Source organism: Rhizobium leguminosarum bv. trifolii WSM2297 (assembly GCF_000271845.1).
Genome location: NZ_JH719395.1, coordinates 1,804,928 through 1,821,297 on the forward strand (window position 1 = coordinate 1,804,928; position 16,370 = coordinate 1,821,297).

General features: G+C 58.1%; 15 protein-coding genes and 2 pseudogenes. 11 read left to right on the forward strand and 6 right to left on the reverse strand.

Annotated features, from left to right (window positions below):
• Positions 1-337 precede the first annotated feature (337 nt).
• The 6 genes from RLEG4DRAFT_RS24200 (at position 338) to mug (ending at position 6,249) form a co-directional block, all read left to right on the forward strand.
• Positions 338-1,525: an HlyD family secretion protein gene (locus RLEG4DRAFT_RS24200; protein ID WP_003580715.1), complete on the forward strand. Its 1,188-nt coding sequence runs from the start codon at positions 338-340 to the stop codon at positions 1,523-1,525.
• A gap of 55 nt (positions 1,526-1,580) precedes the next feature.
• The gene (locus RLEG4DRAFT_RS24205) at positions 1,581-3,095 is read left to right on the forward strand and encodes an MFS transporter (protein ID WP_245277979.1); all 1,515 of its coding nucleotides are present in this window, start codon (positions 1,581-1,583) and stop codon (positions 3,093-3,095) included.
• A 10-nt stretch (positions 3,096-3,105) separates the two neighbouring features.
• The gene (locus RLEG4DRAFT_RS24210) at positions 3,106-3,399 is read left to right on the forward strand and encodes an ArsR/SmtB family transcription factor (RefSeq protein WP_003580719.1); all 294 of its coding nucleotides are present in this window, start codon (positions 3,106-3,108) and stop codon (positions 3,397-3,399) included.
• Between the two features lie 208 nt (positions 3,400-3,607).
• Positions 3,608-4,555 (forward strand): aldo/keto reductase, encoded by a 948-nt coding sequence (locus RLEG4DRAFT_RS24215; protein ID WP_003580721.1) that lies wholly within the window; start codon positions 3,608-3,610, stop codon positions 4,553-4,555.
• A gap of 363 nt (positions 4,556-4,918) precedes the next feature.
• The gene (locus tag RLEG4DRAFT_RS24220) at positions 4,919-5,620 is read left to right on the forward strand and encodes a TetR/AcrR family transcriptional regulator (protein WP_245277980.1); all 702 of its coding nucleotides are present in this window, start codon (positions 4,919-4,921) and stop codon (positions 5,618-5,620) included.
• A 95-nt stretch (positions 5,621-5,715) separates the two neighbouring features.
• The gene (gene mug, locus RLEG4DRAFT_RS24225) at positions 5,716-6,249 is read left to right on the forward strand and encodes a G/U mismatch-specific DNA glycosylase (RefSeq protein ID WP_003580725.1); all 534 of its coding nucleotides are present in this window, start codon (positions 5,716-5,718) and stop codon (positions 6,247-6,249) included.
• A 467-nt stretch (positions 6,250-6,716) separates the two neighbouring features.
• On the opposite strand, the gene RLEG4DRAFT_RS24230 is transcribed toward mug, so the two are convergent.
• Together RLEG4DRAFT_RS24230 and RLEG4DRAFT_RS24235 are read right to left on the reverse strand one after the other, a co-directional pair.
• Positions 6,717-6,890, reverse strand: a complete 174-nt coding sequence (locus tag RLEG4DRAFT_RS24230) for a transposase (protein WP_003580727.1) — start codon at positions 6,888-6,890, stop codon at positions 6,717-6,719.
• A gap of 177 nt (positions 6,891-7,067) precedes the next feature.
• A complete protein-coding gene (locus RLEG4DRAFT_RS24235) occupies positions 7,068-7,703 on the reverse strand; it encodes a VOC family protein (protein WP_003580730.1) in 636 nt (211 codons plus the stop codon).
• A 119-nt stretch (positions 7,704-7,822) separates the two neighbouring features.
• On the opposite strand from RLEG4DRAFT_RS24235, the gene RLEG4DRAFT_RS24240 reads away from it, so the two are divergent.
• Positions 7,823-8,050, forward strand: a complete 228-nt coding sequence (locus RLEG4DRAFT_RS24240) for a hypothetical protein (protein WP_003580732.1) — start codon at positions 7,823-7,825, stop codon at positions 8,048-8,050.
• A gap of 327 nt (positions 8,051-8,377) precedes the next feature.
• On the opposite strand, the pseudogene RLEG4DRAFT_RS47215 reads toward RLEG4DRAFT_RS24240, so the two are convergent.
• From RLEG4DRAFT_RS47215 to RLEG4DRAFT_RS24255, 4 genes and pseudogenes are all read right to left on the reverse strand, one after another.
• Positions 8,378-8,567 (reverse strand): annotated as a pseudogene (locus RLEG4DRAFT_RS47215) (hypothetical protein); the annotation flags it as partial.
• Between the two features lie 57 nt (positions 8,568-8,624).
• Positions 8,625-9,029, reverse strand: coding sequence for a nuclear transport factor 2 family protein (locus RLEG4DRAFT_RS24245; RefSeq protein ID WP_003580733.1), 405 nt, complete (start codon positions 9,027-9,029; stop codon positions 8,625-8,627).
• Positions 9,030-9,575: 546 nt separating this feature from the next.
• Entirely contained in the window at positions 9,576-10,283 is a 708-nt protein-coding gene (locus RLEG4DRAFT_RS24250; RefSeq protein ID WP_003580736.1) for a type 1 glutamine amidotransferase domain-containing protein, read from the reverse strand.
• A 513-nt stretch (positions 10,284-10,796) separates the two neighbouring features.
• A complete protein-coding gene (locus RLEG4DRAFT_RS24255; protein ID WP_003580737.1) occupies positions 10,797-13,121 on the reverse strand; it encodes a PAS domain S-box protein in 2,325 nt (774 codons plus the stop codon).
• 473 nt (positions 13,122-13,594) lie between these two features.
• On the opposite strand from RLEG4DRAFT_RS24255, the gene RLEG4DRAFT_RS24260 reads away from it, so the two are divergent.
• From RLEG4DRAFT_RS24260 to RLEG4DRAFT_RS24270, 4 genes and pseudogenes are all read left to right on the forward strand, one after another.
• The gene (locus RLEG4DRAFT_RS24260) at positions 13,595-14,275 is read left to right on the forward strand and encodes a response regulator transcription factor (RefSeq protein ID WP_003580739.1); all 681 of its coding nucleotides are present in this window, start codon (positions 13,595-13,597) and stop codon (positions 14,273-14,275) included.
• A 281-nt stretch (positions 14,276-14,556) separates the two neighbouring features.
• A pseudogene (locus RLEG4DRAFT_RS64460) lies at positions 14,557-15,014 on the forward strand (enoyl-CoA hydratase/isomerase family protein); the annotation flags it as partial.
• A gap of 203 nt (positions 15,015-15,217) precedes the next feature.
• A complete protein-coding gene (locus tag RLEG4DRAFT_RS24265; RefSeq protein WP_003580740.1) occupies positions 15,218-15,886 on the forward strand; it encodes a VOC family protein in 669 nt (222 codons plus the stop codon).
• Position 15,887: 1 nt separating this feature from the next.
• Positions 15,888-16,268 carry a response regulator gene (locus RLEG4DRAFT_RS24270; protein WP_003580742.1) on the forward strand — a complete coding sequence of 127 codons (381 nt, stop codon included), beginning with the start codon at positions 15,888-15,890 and terminating at the stop codon, positions 16,266-16,268.
• The last annotated feature ends 102 nt before the right edge of the window (positions 16,269-16,370 follow it).

Consider the following 16,370-nt stretch of genomic DNA (forward strand, 5'->3'; position numbering starts at 1 on the left):
TACCTTCGCTTCGTGTCCTTTTCCGACTGCGCGCGATAAGATCATTAGCCGGTGCTTGTGCCCGACCGGGGCCCCCCGCGCCGAAACCTCTTCAGACGCCCACGCCGCCGCCAGTCCAAACGCTTCGCAATATTCAGATTGAGTCCTTGATGAAACGATACGGATCGTCTATATAAGCAGCACCTCTTCTGATCTCGCCGATCTTAGAGGTTTTTGGAAACAACACTCCGAGTTCCACCAAGACGTCGAGGCGCTGGGCGCATCGACGATCGGATAATTACGCCGATGTGGGTGAACGAGTTCCGGATCTGTAAGTCCTTTGGAAGGGACGAAAAAAATGCCCTTGTCGAAAACGAAGAACCGACTGAACGAACCTTTGCCGAACCCGATGAACGCAACGGCATTGGATCCTGTCCCTCAGCAAGAGACGCTGCCGCCCGCGCCCTCCCCAACCCCTTCGGCAAGAACGGCCGACGTGAGATCGCTCCTCGTGCCGATATCGGCGATCGGAGTCGCATTGGCAGTGATCGCCGGCGCCGGAGCAAATTGGGATTCCTGGATCGCCGGCCAGACCGTCCAATCTACGGACGACGCGGCCGTCTATGCGGACGTCTCCTCCGTGGGCGCCCGCGTAAGCGGCACGATCGAGCTGGTCACCGTGGGCGACTATGCACATGTCAAAGCCGGAGACTTGCTGTTCTCTATCGATCACGCCCCTTATGAAGTCGCGCTCCGCGCCTCGAAGGCAAGGTTAGAGGCTGCTCTGGCGCAGTTGGCGAACAATGATAGCCAGCGCTCGTTCCAACTCGCCCAGATCGACGTTGCGATGGCCCAGCGGCAAGCTTCCGAAGCTGACGAGATCGAGACGGACAAAGAGTGGCGCCGTCAGACCAGGCTCGGCCTCGAAAGCGGTGCAAGTTCGCTTCAAAACCTGGAAAAGGCGACTGCGGCCCACGATCGCGCCCTTGCCAATTCCAAGTTGACGGAAGCGACGGTCGCAGCACAACGCGCGCAACTGGACATCCTTGCGAAACAACGCAAAGCGCTGCAGGCGAACGTCGATACCGCAGCAGCGGAAGTGGCCGCCAACGAACTCGAGCTGAGCTACGCGGACGTACGCGCACCCGTCGACGGGGTCGTCGCACGACGCAACGTTCAACTTGGAAACTACGTCAGCGCCGGTACGAGCATGATCTCAATCGTGCCATTACCGCGTATCTACATTCTCGCAAATTATAAGGAAAACCAGTTGGCCTGGGTCCGGGAAGGACAGCCCGTCGACATTTCGGTCGACCTGCTTCCAGGCGAAATGCTCCACGGAACCGTTTCGAAAATATCTCCTGCGAGCGGATCGACCTTTGCGCTCCTGCCCCCGGATAACGCGACCGGAAACTTCACCAAAATCGCCCAACGTCTGACTGTACGTATCGAGCTCGATCCGACGCAAACCAACTTTGACCGACTCCGGCCCGGCATGTCCGTCGTAACGCACATCACCACACGCAAAGGGGGAAATGATGCCTAGGTTTCAGTCTCCAGGGGATTTGCCGCGACAAGGCTTTATCGCCGTGGCCATGGTCATGTCGTCGATTCTGACTGCTTTCGACGTGCGCACGGCCAGCATTGGACTGTCCGACCTACGTGGTGCATTCGGCTTAAGCTTCGACGAAGGATCTTGGCTGGCAACCTTTGCGACGGCGCCGCAGGTTCTTATTGCGCCGTCGGTGGGATGGCTGATCGCGGCTTTCGGAGTGAAACGGATGATGGTCGGACCAACCGTCCTCTATTCGGTTGTCTCGATACTCATCCCTTTCGTTAGCAACTTCGAGATTCTGGTGGCGCTCCACGCTGTCAGGGCGATCCTGCTGGGCCTCTTCGTTGGCGCCACACTGATGACGGCGTTTCGTAATCTGGACCGAAAGTTCTGGATATTTGCACTCGCATTCTACGTTCTCAGAATTCCATTCGCGCAGAATCTGGGTCTTTATACTGCGGGCAGTTACTCTCAGACCATCGGATGGCAATGGCTGTACTGGCAAGGAGCAATTGTCGCGCCAGTGATCGGCATCCTCTTCTGGCTCGGCGGGAGGCCGACCGAGATTGATCGGGAACTCCTCAAACGCGCCGATTGGGGTGGGATGGCGATCTTCGGCACGGCCTTGACGACACTCTATTTCGCCCTTGACCAAGGCAACCGCCTGGATTGGTTTCGATCCGGCCTCGTCGTAACCCTTCTGTCAGCCGCGGCGTTTCAGGCTGTCGTCTTCCTGTGGCACGAATCCCGCGTCACGGAGCCCTGGGCGCACGTTTCGATCCTTTTTTCGCGCAACATCGCGCTCGGCTTCGCCGCCATCGCCTGCTTCATGACCGCCAGCCTTGGAAGCTCTCTGCTGGAGCCCAATTTCCTGGTCAACGTGGCGCATCTGCGTCCGGAGCAGATCGGCGACTTCTCGATGCCCTATTGCGTCCTCCTGCTTGCAACGGCGACCGCCACCGCAGTGGCTCTCGTGCGGAGCGTCAAACAACGGACCACGCTAATGATAGGATTCATTTGTTTCGCGTTTTCGGCGTGGCTGGGCACGCAATTGACCAATCTGTGGTCGCTTCCGGAGTTCAGGCTGATCATCGTCCTACAGACGTTTGGCGAGGAAATCGTGTTCATGGCCGCCGTCGCGACCTTGTTCAGCAATGTAAATCCAGCCCGCGCCATCGCTCTTACCGCCTATGTTCAGGTTGTTCGCTTGATGTGTTCAGAGACGGTTGCAACCGCGATGACGACGTGGGTGCGTCAGCGTGAACAACTGCATTCATACCTGATCGGGCTGCATGTCACCGGGGCGACGCCCGGGTGGAACTCGATGCTCATTCGGTTGGGCTCCGGCTTGGAGACGGGGGGTTCTCAAGCTGATGTCGTAAAACGCGGTGTTGGCGTACTTGCCGGCATCATCCAGAGGGAGGCCCATGTGCAAGCTTACATAGACGGCTTCTGGATCACATTTGTCGCTGCGATCGCTGGACTGTTTGTCGTCTCGTTGATGACCGCCTCGCCACCACATCCGCTGACGACGTCGTCCTCGCACAATCAACCGGCATAGCGGGCGCGCCATGGACGGACATCAGATTCTCAAGGCGCTTTCCAATCAAACACGGGTGGAAATCCTGCGGTGGCTAAAGCGCCCAAAAGAGCATTTCCAAGCTCAAGAACAACCGCTGGAGATGGGGGTCAGCGCAAGCCAATTCGAGCGATCCGGTCTTTCTCAGTCGACCGTCTCCTCTCATCTGGGCGTACTTCAGCGCGCCGGCCTGGTCTCCACGCGGCGCGTTGGCCAGTGGGTGTTCTATAGCCGCAACGACCAAACCATCCGCGAATTTCTCGCCTTTCTAAATAAGGAACTTTGAAATGGACCTCGTCATCGTCGCGCGAACAACCCGCCCGCGTCGACATCTGCGTTCGACACCAAGGTACAATTGGCCTGGACGGCTAGTGGCCCTAAGTAGGAACTCTTCGACGCTCTGGCCTTGTATTGTTTCGCTCATTTACGTCCGGCAGTCGGCGCGGGGTGCCTCGCGCCGGCGCGCTTTCGCCTTGAATGGAAGGAGTTAGATCATGGAAGCCCTCGACATGCTCCGCTATAAGAGGATTCCGCTTTCCCATGGCACCGGTGCAATGCCCGCCGTCGGCTTCGGTACACTGATTCCCGAACCGCTTGCCACCAGGCAGGCTGTTGCAGCCGCGCTCGCGGTAGGGTTCCGACATCTCGATTGCGCGGAACGGTATCGAAATGAGGATGTGGTTGGCGACGCCATGCGCGAAGCTTTCGCGGCGGGAACGGTTCGCCGGAGCGATGTGTTCGTGACCACCAAACTCTGGAACACGAATCATCGTCCCGAGCGCGTGAAGCGTGCGTTTGAGGCAAGCCGACGGCGCCTACAGGTTGACTATGTCGATTGCTATCTCATTCATACCCCGTTCGCATTTAAACCCGGCGATGACCAGGATCCCAGAGATGGCACCGGTCAGATAGTCTACGATTCCGGACTCTCGTTGATCGACACGTGGCAAGCGCTCGAGCAGCTCGTCGACGAGGGCTTGTGCGGGGCGATCGGGCTTTCCGACGTGACGCTGGAAAAGCTGAAGGAGATTGTCGCAGCGGCGCGGATAAAGCCGGCGGTGGTGCAGGTGGAATCCCACCCATACCTCCCCGAATGGGAACTCCTTGATTTTTGTAACAAGCACGGGATTGTCCTGTTGGCGTTTGCCGCTTTGGGGCATGGAATGGATCCGAAGGTTTTGGAGGATCCCGTGATCACTTCCATCGCGGTGCAGCTCAACAAGACGCCTGCGCAAGTCGCGCTGGCATGGGCCGTACAGCGCGGCACGGCCTTCTTGACGACCTCCGTCAAACCGCGCCGGATTGAAGAGAACTTCGAAATTTCCGCGTTGCCGGAGGACGCCATGCGGCAATTTCGGAACGAAATCACGACGAACGTGCGGTTCAATGACGTTGTTACCACCGGCGTGCCTGGTTTCATCCCGCGGATCGAACAAGCCTGAATCGGCGATCTCCGTGAGCGGCAAATGATTGGTAAGCGACTATGAGCGGATTTTTGGCCGAAGTTGTCAACCGATGCCATCTCCTGCTGTACGCCGGGGCCCCATCTGCCCTCCTGGCCATGCGATCCATGCTCGCAGCCGGGCGGGCACTGGTGTGGGACGTGTGGTGGATCAGCGCACGGAACTCCAATGGCCGGCCCTCGACCGGGCGCTCGGGCAGCCGCTTGAGCCTTCCCTCGCCGTCTTTCGAACGGGAGGACGAGTCCTTGGTACTTGTCCTCGCAATGACGCCCGGCATCATGCCGCCCTGGACGGTCAGAAAACCACTTTCGGCGCAGCCATGCCCCGGGAGCCACGTATCTGGTGACCACCACGGGACAAACCGCGATGCGACCGCAAGCAATCGTTTCTTTGTTGATCAGAGATATTGATTTGAGCTACGCCTTATTCATGGTCAGCAAGTCGAAACCTTCAATCAAAAGACGAACGTCCATCGGGTCGCGCCGCAACCCTGAAGCGGAGGCCGCCGTCCTCGCAGCCGCCAAGGAACTCATTTGGGAAAAGGGTTACGCCGGATTTTCCGTCGATGAGGTCGCCCGCCGGGCAGGATCAGGAAAGACGACGATCTATCGATGGTACCCAACAAAAGCGGACTTGTTCGTCGCGATCTATACTGCGGAGCGGTCAGCCTTTGTGCCTGTTCCCAACACGGGAAATTTGGTCGAAGATCTGGTTCAATACACAGAAAGCTTGTGGCGGTTTTGGGCCTCTCACCCCGCCGGTGCCGCTCTACGAGGCTTGATTGCAGAGGCGCAGGGCACCTCTGAAGCGCTTGGCGCCTTGCGGGATAAATTTCTGCCCGAGCGAACTGCCGATGTTCGTCAGATGCTGTCGTCCGCGGCGGGGCGTGGCGAGTTCCCTTACGAACACGTCGATGAGAAACTTTCCCTCTGGGTCGGGTTTAGCTGGTTTCGACTTCTGATCGGGGAACTGCATCAGGCAGATACGATCCGACTGGCAATGACACAGATCGCCGCTTTGGCGATCCCTCGACCGCCTGAATGACGGAAGCGAGTCGTCTGGAGAACCAACTATCTTGGGCTCGGATCGACGCGCGTCCGAGGTCTACATCCCAGATTAAGAGATGACGGCGGAATGGAATGAGCGCGGTGATTGATGCGACTGCGAGGGTCAACGGCTTCTCAGACATTCTCGCGCCCGGGCTTTCCGTGATCTTCTGCGGGTTGAACCCTGCACTTTCGGCCGTTCGTGATGGCCACAATTTCTCGAACAGAAGCAATCGTTTCTGGCGGGTCCTGCATCTTGCTGGGTTCACGCCAGATTTACTCCGGCCTGAACAGGAGCGAGAAATCTTGAGCTACGGCTTTGGGCTGACGACGGCAGTGCCTCGCGCCACGAAAAGTGCCAGCGAGCTCACAAGCCAAGATTATTTAAGCGCAGCGTCTGCGCTAGAGCGAAAGATCAGAGAACTTGCCCCCGACAACTTCGCTTTTCTAGGGAAAGCTGGGTATGCTGCAATCGCAGCTCGAGCTACCGTCGAGTGGGGTCGGCAGCCCGACAAATTTGCCGGTGCGTCCGTCTGGGTACTTCCAAATACGAGCGGGCTCAACAGGGCATTCACACTCGAGAGATTGGCAGAGCATTTCCGCGAATTGAGATCGGCGACCTCATAGCTGCAGCGATATCTTTTGAGCGATGGACGAACCCAAACTACCCCGATACGGTCGCGCGTCCAAAACTGTGGAGCCATCGCCTCGAATGGCTTGCCCTCCATCCAAGACGTCCCCAGAGAGCCGATCGCCCTCGATCACCCGGACTTGCCACAATATCGCGCAGTAGTAGAGCTTGGAATTCCTCGAAATGCTTATTCTCCGGGCATAAACGGCAAAATATTGCCACCCGATGTGCAGCGGGTTTTTGGCAGACTACAACTGAAAGCAGTTAGCATGGCCGGGACTCGGCCGAAACGAACGGGTCTCGACTGAGTGCTCGTTCGGGCGGGCCTGAACGTCAATGACGGAAAATCTGTCGAGGATTATCCGCCTCCATCATCGGCTCGAAAGGCCAATAGAATGCCGCAATCATCGCCGAAGGGTAAACGGTGTTACCAGGCCACGACTTCGATTGATCGATTCACAGACTAGAAACTGGACAGGTGGTTCGGCTTCAAGCCATACCGCTCAGCGACCTCGTTCACCATCGCACCGGGTCGCAAGCTCTCCGAAACGATCTGCGCCTTCACCTCGTCTGGCCAGTGCCTGTGAACCTCACGTCCAGACTTCCTGGTCGTGAGAACCTCCAACGTACTCTCCATGGAGAAACTCCTGCTGCTCATCCATGGAAAGTCGATCACAGATTAAGAAGGCGAGACAACGTGGGAGGAGAACATCGGTTACGCCGAAGGCGAAACGTGTAGGTCTATATTGGCTTCGCGTCCATTGACTCGGATCTCTCAAAGGATACAGGCGGAGTCCAGACGACACTTGGTCTACTATTCGCGTTCGGCGCCTGGCCAGTCGTTCGAAGGCTCTTCTACTTCGCGCGCGGCACCCTCGACCTTGCTTGGCGTGATCCCTTTCTTTCGGAGCTCTTCAAGAGCTTCTGGACCCTTGTCGAGCTTAAGGCCCATCGACTTCAGGACCGCATCCGTCTTCGTGAACTGGACGTCGCGGTAATCCACGACCTCGATGTGGTTTCCCCAGGGATCGAGGAAGTTGAAGGGCCGTCCCTCAGGAACAGTGGCACCGGCTTCAGCGGCGAGAGTCATCACGTCGCTACGGTCATCCACTACCAGACCGAAGTGTCGGCCCTTATCGGGACTTTGCTTCCTGCCACGAGCAAGGGCGAGGAACTGGTCGCCCATGTCCAGGAAGGCCATCTGCACTCGGCCGTCGTCGTCTTTGTGGCAGCCGCGTAGTTCGAAGGAGAAGACGGCGCCGTAGAAGCGCAGTGCCTCGTCGACGTCGCCGACCACGAGGGCGATGTGGTTCAATCCTATGAGCTTTGGCTTGGAGTTTGCCATTCCATCATCTCCGTCCAGATTGTCCGACGCCTTGATAACGGCTTGCAAGTACAATGGTTCGGCGACGTTCTCGTTCGGAAGGATCGCCACGACGGTGTTTGGCATCGCCGTCGCGACCGCCAGGCGACCTGGCCCTCGGGAATGTGCGCGTCGCCATTATAGTCTTCATCCTGCGTTCAGGGTCGATGTTGGAAACTAAACATCTTCTTGGGGGGTGTTGAACCATGACCAGAGATGATTTCGCTGCGAACGATGCACCGTTGCAGAACGAAGATATTGTGATCTGCAAAAGAGTCTTCGATCATATCTGCGCCACCGGACACATAACGGGCGCTGACGCCTGCGATGAGCTCGCAACCCAGATTATCTATTTCTATCAACATGGCGTCACCAACGAAGACAGCTTGGAACAGCTACTATCGAGGATTGCTGACAAACCGGGACGGACGTGACTATGAGAACATCCCCTGTTGCGCCACATGCGACGGGCGATTGCAGTCGTCGATTGCGCCGACGGGGTAGCTGTCATGACTGGGGGCACGGCACAACCCGTCCCCTTTCCTAAGGGCATCTGGGCTGAGCACCGTCGACAAGGCATCGGGCGTGCGCTCGTCCGTGCGATAATTCGCCAACAGCCGCCATCCTACGCTCCGCACACCTTTGAACTAAAGGTGGCGTTTTCCGGCGCTCGGCATGTAAACTAATAGCGGCTCTAAGCCGAGAGAGGTAACGCAAGTGCCCCGATTCCTTGCCGTTTACACTATGAAGCCCGAAGAGCGTCATTTCGAAGCCTGCCCAAAGCCGATCTGCTGAACGACGTCGAACACAAAGCCGTTCTTGCTGTAGTCTACGACCAAAACGCGGTACCCCGCCACGGCAGCCCCCGTTGTTGAAGCGGTAGCCGATCGCCGCGACGACATCCGCACCGCCGGCACCGACAAAGTCCCATCCGGTCAAATAGATTTCAGGAAGGTCTTCTTGCGTTGAGAAAGTTCAAGCCGACCACATTCAGGCCACACCGTAGGACTATCGGGCGAGCGACGTCGGGGTATGCGTCATCGCCTCAACGAGATTTGCACGCGTAGGTGACGGCGCAAAAGGATCCGCGAAGTATTGCGTTTCTTGAGCGACGAGGCCCGCGTGAAATTCCATTATGCTCACGGTGTAAGACGGCTTGCCGTCGTAGATCAGCACGAACTCCGTGACCCAGAGGTTTCCATTTCCCAAAATGCGCTTGACCGTAAACCGCTTTTGGTTTGGCTGGACGAACCGGCTCTCCCGTATTTTGCCGCGGCCGACAATGCGCTCTCCCGATTGTGGATATTCCAGCACGGCGTTGTCACTATAGATTTCATGCTCGACTTCAAAATCGCCCGCGTCGGAAGCTATCCAATGACGTTCTAAAGCAGCTCGGCAAGCTAGATCTTCCATCTCCGTCTCCTATCGAAGCAGCGCCTTGTGATGCAGGGATCCCAATTCGATTCGAGATTCCGCCAAAAAATGACACCGCCGCCCGGGAACAGCCGGAGCTGTCCGTCGCCGAACCAGGGAACGCGTTCAAGACGCTCAGGAACCCGACCTGATCGGTTCCGTGCACCGGCAAGCGGGCACCTTCCGGCGAGTGGCCGTTCCGCCTGCCGAAGCACACAACGATCTTGGCGGGTCGGTTTCAGCGGCGGGACAGTGTCGTTGGGCGGTGTCGCCTTTCACTCGACAGCCACGAGTATTCTCGGGGAGCAGGCTACTGCGCAGCAGGCCAAGCCCCGGCGCGACATCCGCCCCACAGGATGCCAGGCAGCCGATCGACGCCGGGATCTCAGTATTACCCAAGCCACGATTGGTCCTGCAGACCGGCCGCACATGCTTCTGCTCCATGGCTGGCCTGCGTGTTGGAGGCCCACCAAGCCCCTGCGCCGCCGCAGAGCCCGATGGCTTCGCGACAATGGGTCCTACGATTTCGCGGCTGTCAACTGCTGTTCATGCAGCGGTGGAGCTAACCCCTGCGGTCGCGCCCGAAAGAAGCTTGACGAGAGCCTGAGCCCCGGCTGTAGAAGACGCCGGATTCTGTCCCGTGATCAGCCGTCCGTCCGTGATCGCGAAGCTCTCCCAGTTTGGCTTCTTTTCGAAAAGACCTCCTAGCCGTTTCAGTTCGTCCTCGACCAGGAACGGCACAACCTTGGTGAGCTGCACCTCTTCTTCCTCAGTGTTGGTGAATCCAGTGACGCGTTTGCCCTTGACGATCGGCGCGCCCTTATAGGTCACGCGATGCAGCACCGCAGGTGCGTGGCAGACTGCTGCGACCGGCTTGCCAGAATTGTAGAAGGATTCGATCAACGCAATGGAATCAGTGTTGTCGACCAGGTCCCACATTGGCCCGTGGCCGCCCGGATAGAAGACGGCATCGAAATTCTCTGAGCGCATATCCTTTAGATTCAAAGTGGAGGCGAACTTCCTCTGTGCCGCCGGATCTTGTTTGAACCGTGCCATGGCTGGCGTCTGGTTCTCCGGCAAGTCGCTTTTCGGATCGACCGGCGGCTGTCCGCCTTTAGGCGAAGCGAGTGTAAGTTCGACGCCTGCATCGCGGAAGACATAGTAGGGCGCGGCGCCCTCTTCGAGCCAGAAGCCCGTCTTGCGCCCGGTGTCTCCAAGCGTGTCGTGCGATGTGAATACCATGAGAATCTTCATTGTTCTGCTCCTAACGTTTGGTTCCGCAGCGAGATGGCTACAGGAGCGGAATATCTCACGGATCGATGGCCGCCGCATTTGCACGTTGGTATCGCCGACACCTTAGTATTGGTCCAGATCTACGCTGCGCACCGGAGGGCACCGTTCACGCGGGTGTCAATCAGCATCTCCGATGCGGTTTAGGGCCGATACGGACAAGTGCTGAGCTCTTGAGCACCCGAGCTATCTTAGTTGGCGGCGATCGCACAGGAAACTTATGCGCCCACACCAACTCAGGATCCCAATCGAAACAAACGATATTGAATAATGGCATCGGCTAGACCGGAGGGTGACCGATTTTCAGAGCGATCGGCAGGAACACGGCACCTACGTGTACCCGAGGCGACGATCGGCGATCGTAAAAGGTTGGCCCACTCTTCCAAGTCTCATGGTCTACCATCTGAACAAGACGATATCCTCTCAGCACGCTCAGATCGGGGTTTATCCGGCGTCTGATCCGTCGCATAGGACGCTTTACTGAGAACCGTCCCGGTTGGTGTTGGTGCTGGCGCTTGTCGCTTCGCCTGCGGGGATCGAGAAAGCGAATGTCGCGCCATATTGCTCGTTCGGCTCTGCCCATAGGCGCCCGCTATGGCTCTCGACAATTGCGCGACTAACCGACAGCCCTACCCCCATGCCATTTGTTTTCGTAGTGAAGAAGGGGCTGAACAGCTTTTCTGACATAACGGGATCGAAGCCAAGTCCGGCGTCCTTGACTGCAAGGCGGACGTGGTCCGATTTCTCCCGGGCGGTGGAAATTTCCAGGTCTTTTGGACGGCCGACAACGCCGCTCATCGCCTCAGTGCCATTCTTGATGAAGTTGAAGATAACCTGCTGCAATTGCACGCGGTCGCCCCTCACCGCCGGAAGATCTGAGGCGAGCCTGATCCTGACGTTGACGCCATTCTTTCGCAAATCATTATGGGCGAACCCGATGACTTCCTGGGCAATAGCGTTCAGGTCCACCACCTCGACGATGGGGTCACTTTTATTGTAAAGCGCCCGGATTCTTTCCGTCACATCGGAAGCGCGATTTGCATCCCGGATTGTCCGCTTGATCGTTTCCTGTGCACTCTCCACCTGGGGCGGATCCCTACTCAGCATGCGCAGGCCTGCGCTGGCATTTACCAGTATGCCTGAGAGTGGCTGGCTGAGCTCGTGGGCAATGGCCGCCGTGAGCTGTCCCATACCCATGACACGCGTCATGTGGGTGAGCTCCGCCTGTGCCTCACGCAGTTCATCCTGTGCGATCTTCCGATCATGTATGTCGACGTTGATCCCAAACCACTCCACGCTTCCAGCAGCGCCTACGAGAGGGTTGCCACGGCATAGAAACCACCGGTATTCTCCGTCGAAGCGGCGCCATCGCGCCTCGCACTCTCCGGGCTGCGAGGATTCCGCCATTCGCCGCCAAATCTCCCTCAGCTCCGGAAGATCGTCCGGGTGAACCGCCGACGCCCATCCCCCTTCCTTGGCTTCATCCATCGACAACCCAAGGTAGGTGCGGAAGTGACGATTTGCGAAACTGGCTCCGCCGTCGGGGAGAGCGGACCAGACCATTCCCGGAATCGTGTCGATGATAAGCCGCAGTCTCCTCTCGCTAGATGCGATATCCTCCTGCGCCATCTTCCAATCATGGATATCGATCAGGCTGCCATACCACATGAGAATATTGTTATTTTCATCGCGCATTGGCAGCGCCCTCACGTCCACCCAGCGGTATGCCTCATCGGCCGGGTGGCGATTCAAAACCTCGACGTTATAAGGCTCACCTGTGGCTACCGAATGTTGCCATATGCGGATAATTCCAGCCACTTGGTCCGGGTGAAGTCCTTCGGTCCACCAGAAACCGTCCGTTAGGTCGTCAGCCTTTACGCCGAGGAAATCCAAACCTCTCTTGTTCAGATACCTGATCGCGCCGTCAGGCGTTGCGCTCCAAAGCGCCTGAGGGATGGTCTCAGTAAGCTGACGCAAGTGGAACTCGCTGGCTTCTAGCGCTTCGGCTGCACGCTTTCGGTCTTCGATATCGATATTTAACCCGTACCAGCGAACAACCGTCCCATCTGAGTCCAGCAGCGGATTGGTTCGGAACAGGAACCAACGGTATTCGCCATCGAAACGCCGGAGTCTGGCCTCGGCCTCGCCTCCCAGCCGCGAAGACAACATGCGACCCCATTCCTCCACGAGTCCGTTGATGTCGTCGGGATGAACTGCGACAGTCCAGCCGATCCCACGAAGGCTGTCGGCGTCTTGACCGACATACCTCAGATAATTGCCGTTGAAATAATCTACCGACCCATCGGGAGCGGCCGACCACGCCATACCAGGAATCGAATTCACCACTTCCGTCAGATCGGCTTCGCGGGTCGCGTAAGGCCCGTCAACGCGACGGGCGGCCGACTGCCCGTGTTCCAGTCCGACGATTGCCTGCAGCACAGCTTGCGACAAAACTAGACGTTCAAGCTCGGTCGGAAATCCGGGGCGCCGAGAGCCAACGATCAAATGTCCTCTTTCCGCTCGCGCGCTGAGAGGCGTAACAAACAGGGATATCGTGGTTCCGGCAACGGTCAATGCGTCAGGATAAGCAGCCGTATCGGGCGACCGCGCTCGCGCCATACAGGTCTGAACATCGCTCACATCGAATTCCGCTGAACTCCGCATCATCTCGAAAGCAGTACTGCGAGCGGAGCCATCGAGGACTACGCCCGCAAAATCGACCTTCAATCCTTCCAGCAAGGCATCGAGCAACGCCTCGACAACAAGGATCTCGTAGTCTACTCGCGTTGAAGTCCTTGGCATGAGTCGCCGCCCTGCGCGCCCTCGTCGCAGTAATCTACAATACGGTACAAATGAAGCACCAGCAATATAAGCGCACGCCCACCATCGGGTTGTCCATGCTCGGCGTTTCCCCTCCAAGCCAGACGATTCAAGGCCTTTGAGATCGCCGGCGTTGAAATGTGCGACAGTTATACTTGCCCCGCCATCTTTGATGACACAGTAGGGCGCCGCAAATTCCTCCGGCCAGAAGAGGCGGCACGCTCGATCGACCCTTTCAGCATGCTCAAGAGATGGCCCGTGTGCCATTGTGCGGTGGTGCCGTGGAGAGAAGTTGGGACCGAATGCCGATACCATCGTACAATGGATTTTCGGCCAGAAACTCGCATGGTTTGCGTCCAAGGGGGCGGGATATGAATCATCGGGGCAGCCCGCGCCTACGCGTGTTATAGTCTTTGCACTCAATGAGCTTGGCGCCCTCATCAAGGAGGCAGCACATGTACCGGATGATCTCGGCGATGACTCACGCGACTAACTCGCCCTTGAATACCCTGGACGGGCCGACCGTTTTCGTGGTTGACGACGATATTTCAGTTCGCGAATCCCTGGAGCTTTTGATCGGTTCTGCGGGGTGGCGGCCAATTCTTTTCGACTCTGCCCAGGCATTCCTGGTTGCGACGCCGATTGCGGGACCAAGCTGCCTCGTCTTGGACGTGAACATGCCCGGCCTCAACGGCTTGGATCTTCAGTGCATCATCACCAAGAGTGGGAACCGCACGCCAATCATATTCGTGTCTGGCTTCGGCGACGTCCCCATGACCGTAAAGGCTCTGAAGGGTGGCGCTCTTGATTTTTTGACGAAGCCGATCGACGCCGAGGCGCTTCTTGAGGCCATACAGTCAGCCCTTGCGCAGAGCCAGGCCCTCATTCGCGATGAAGAAGAGTTGATGCGGCTTCAGGCCTGCTACGATGCCCTGACCCCGCGAGAGCGCGAAGTCATGTCCGGCGTGGTGAAAGGCCTTTTGAACAAGCAGGTTGCTTTCGAGCTCGATATTAGCGAAATCACAGTCAAGGCGCATCGTGGCCAGGTCATGCGCAAGATGAGCGCCCGATCTTTGCCGGATCTAGTGAATATGGCAGCAAAGCTCAGGATCGAGGACGTTAGGGAGGTCCACTAGCGTTCCTGAACCGATGATGGATCTTGGCGCGAAACATCACGATCATGGCTACCAGGATCATGGCTCTCACGACCGGGGGTATTGCTTGCGATGCCCAGTGCGAGCGCGAACGCACTGTCAGAGTTTGACTGGCAGGCGCAGATCCCTCCTACGACTGGCGGCCCCGTGATCTGGCCGATGGCGAACACAGCCGTCAGCAGTCCCATATAGCGGGCGTGGCGGCTCGATCGTATTCGTCGCTGAGGGCGAGACCGACTGCGTCCTGCCAGACCACCGACACAAAGGCGATCCTCTAGCAATGGGAAGTCGGCTCCGATTTTGTCCCGCGGGTGGCCCCCGCCTCCGCGGCTGATGGGGCGCGGACGCGCTGCTCGAGGTGCTCCTGGGAGCTGACGATGTGAATGTTGTCCTCGCCGAGGAGTACTACGTCAACCGTTCGACGACGACAAGCTGGATCCGTTTGTTGATGCCCTGGCTACTCGCATCTCTGGGTCGACCGCCAGGCGATCGCCGACACCAAGCGCCTCGTCGACTTGGCCAGCCTTCCCATGATCCCGAGATCGGAGCCCGTAGGATGCATTCATCTCCTCGATCCAGCGGCCCGTCGCACAGCAAAAAATCGGCCGCCGGATGGAGATGGGGGCTGCAAACCAAGCCAGAGGTCGAAACGCGGCTCGGCGGCCACTACACTGGAACCCTGGCCGAAAAGTGGGCCGAGGCGGCAGTCGATCTCCGTTGAGCTGGTATTGATCGGAATGCGCACTCGAGATCGCCGGATTGCGGTTCAGACGCTATTGCACGATGGTATCGGCATACCTATGGATTGACCAAGCTCAGCCCAGCGACCGACACCATCGGATAATGGACAGCCTTTAGTCGGCGGCGCATCGTCTCTTGGCCGCGGCGAAACCGCCGGCAAAAGTTCAGTCGACGGAGATCGAAATGACTATTCAGGAACGCGTAACACCAACGACTCCCGTTATCGGCGAGCTCGACATGAAGCTCGAAGTCGTGGTCATTCCTGTTTCCGACGTTGACCGTGCCAAGTCGTTCTACACCGGTCTCGGGTGGCGACTAGACGCAGACGTGTCCGGCAAAGATGGCTTCCGGGTAGTGCAGGTCACGCCGCCGGGATCGCCCTGCTCCGTAATCTTCGGATCCGGGATTACCTCGGCCCAACCCGGGTCGGCTCAGGGACTTCACCTAATTGTACCCGACATTGAAATGGCACATGCTGCTCTGGCCTCGCGCGGCGCTGAGGTGAGTGGCATTTTTCACGATCCAGGCGGTGTCTTTCATCACCACGGGACAGAAGATCGGCTGCCTGGCCCACACCCGTCACGCGCCAGCTATGGCTCCTTCGCCTCTTTCAGCGATCCGGATGGGAACGGCTGGATGTTTCAAGAGGTCACAGCACGCCTTCCGGGCCGCCTCGATGCAAACGGAGCCGCCTATACTTCCACTTCGGACCTCGCGAGCGCGCTTCGCCGGGCCGCCGCCGCTCACGGCGAGCACGAGAAGCGAACTGGGGGGAACCACGACGGGAAATGGCCGGATTGGTATTCGGAATACATGATCGCCGAGCAATCCGGATCGAGGTTGCCGACCTGAGATGACAGACGAGTTGAAACTCGTGGCAGTTGTTGATGATGATGAATCGGTCCGTGAGGCATTGCCCGATCTGCTCCGAGCGTTGGGCGTCCAGGTGGTGGAAGCGTTCGCTTCAGCAAGATCGTTTCTAAGTTCACCAGCGTATACTCTCGCCGATTGCCTAGTCTTAGACGTCGCCATGCGCGAAATGAGTGGCCCCGAACTCCAGCAGGAGCTCAAGACGAAAGGGCGAAATATCCCGATTATCTTCATTACCGCGATAAGGGATGAAGACCTCCGCAGGCGCCTGCTCAGGGAAGGTGCGGTCGATTGCCTAACCAAACCATTCAGCGACGACGAGCTTCACGAAGCCTTGCGGGCCGCAAAGGTGACGAAGACCTGACACGCTGCAGCGAGTGCGGTACGGATGGTGCAATTGGCGTACTCCTGGTCGCTTCGTCGCGCGCGTTTCCTCAAACAGGCCGATACGAAGGTATCGGAGATA

Bases quoted from the DNA above. Each gene is read 5' to 3' on its own strand.
- RLEG4DRAFT_RS24245 (WP_003580733.1), bottom strand. From the start codon at position 9,029: ATGGAAGATCTAGCTTGCCGAGCTGCTTTAGAACGTCATTGGATAGCT.
- RLEG4DRAFT_RS24260 (WP_003580739.1), top strand. From the start codon at position 13,595: ATGTACCGGATGATCTCGGCGATGACTCACGCGACTAACTCGCCCTTG.
- RLEG4DRAFT_RS24265 (WP_003580740.1), top strand. From the start codon at position 15,218: ATGACTATTCAGGAACGCGTAACACCAACGACTCCCGTTATCGGCGAG.
- RLEG4DRAFT_RS24230 (WP_003580727.1), bottom strand. From the start codon at position 6,890: ATGGAGAGTACGTTGGAGGTTCTCACGACCAGGAAGTCTGGACGTGAG.
- RLEG4DRAFT_RS24270 (WP_003580742.1), top strand. From the start codon at position 15,888: ATGACAGACGAGTTGAAACTCGTGGCAGTTGTTGATGATGATGAATCG.
- RLEG4DRAFT_RS24235 (WP_003580730.1), bottom strand. From the start codon at position 7,703: ATGCCAAACACCGTCGTGGCGATCCTTCCGAACGAGAACGTCGCCGAA.
- RLEG4DRAFT_RS24250 (WP_003580736.1), bottom strand. From the start codon at position 10,283: ATGAAGATTCTCATGGTATTCACATCGCACGACACGCTTGGAGACACC.
- RLEG4DRAFT_RS24255 (WP_003580737.1), bottom strand. From the start codon at position 13,121: ATGCCAAGGACTTCAACGCGAGTAGACTACGAGATCCTTGTTGTCGAG.
- RLEG4DRAFT_RS24210 (WP_003580719.1), top strand. From the start codon at position 3,106: ATGGACGGACATCAGATTCTCAAGGCGCTTTCCAATCAAACACGGGTG.
- mug (WP_003580725.1), top strand. From the start codon at position 5,716: ATGAGCGCGGTGATTGATGCGACTGCGAGGGTCAACGGCTTCTCAGAC.
- RLEG4DRAFT_RS24240 (WP_003580732.1), top strand. From the start codon at position 7,823: ATGACCAGAGATGATTTCGCTGCGAACGATGCACCGTTGCAGAACGAA.
- RLEG4DRAFT_RS24205 (WP_245277979.1), top strand. From the start codon at position 1,581: ATGTCGTCGATTCTGACTGCTTTCGACGTGCGCACGGCCAGCATTGGA.
- RLEG4DRAFT_RS24200 (WP_003580715.1), top strand. From the start codon at position 338: ATGCCCTTGTCGAAAACGAAGAACCGACTGAACGAACCTTTGCCGAAC.
- RLEG4DRAFT_RS24215 (WP_003580721.1), top strand. From the start codon at position 3,608: ATGGAAGCCCTCGACATGCTCCGCTATAAGAGGATTCCGCTTTCCCAT.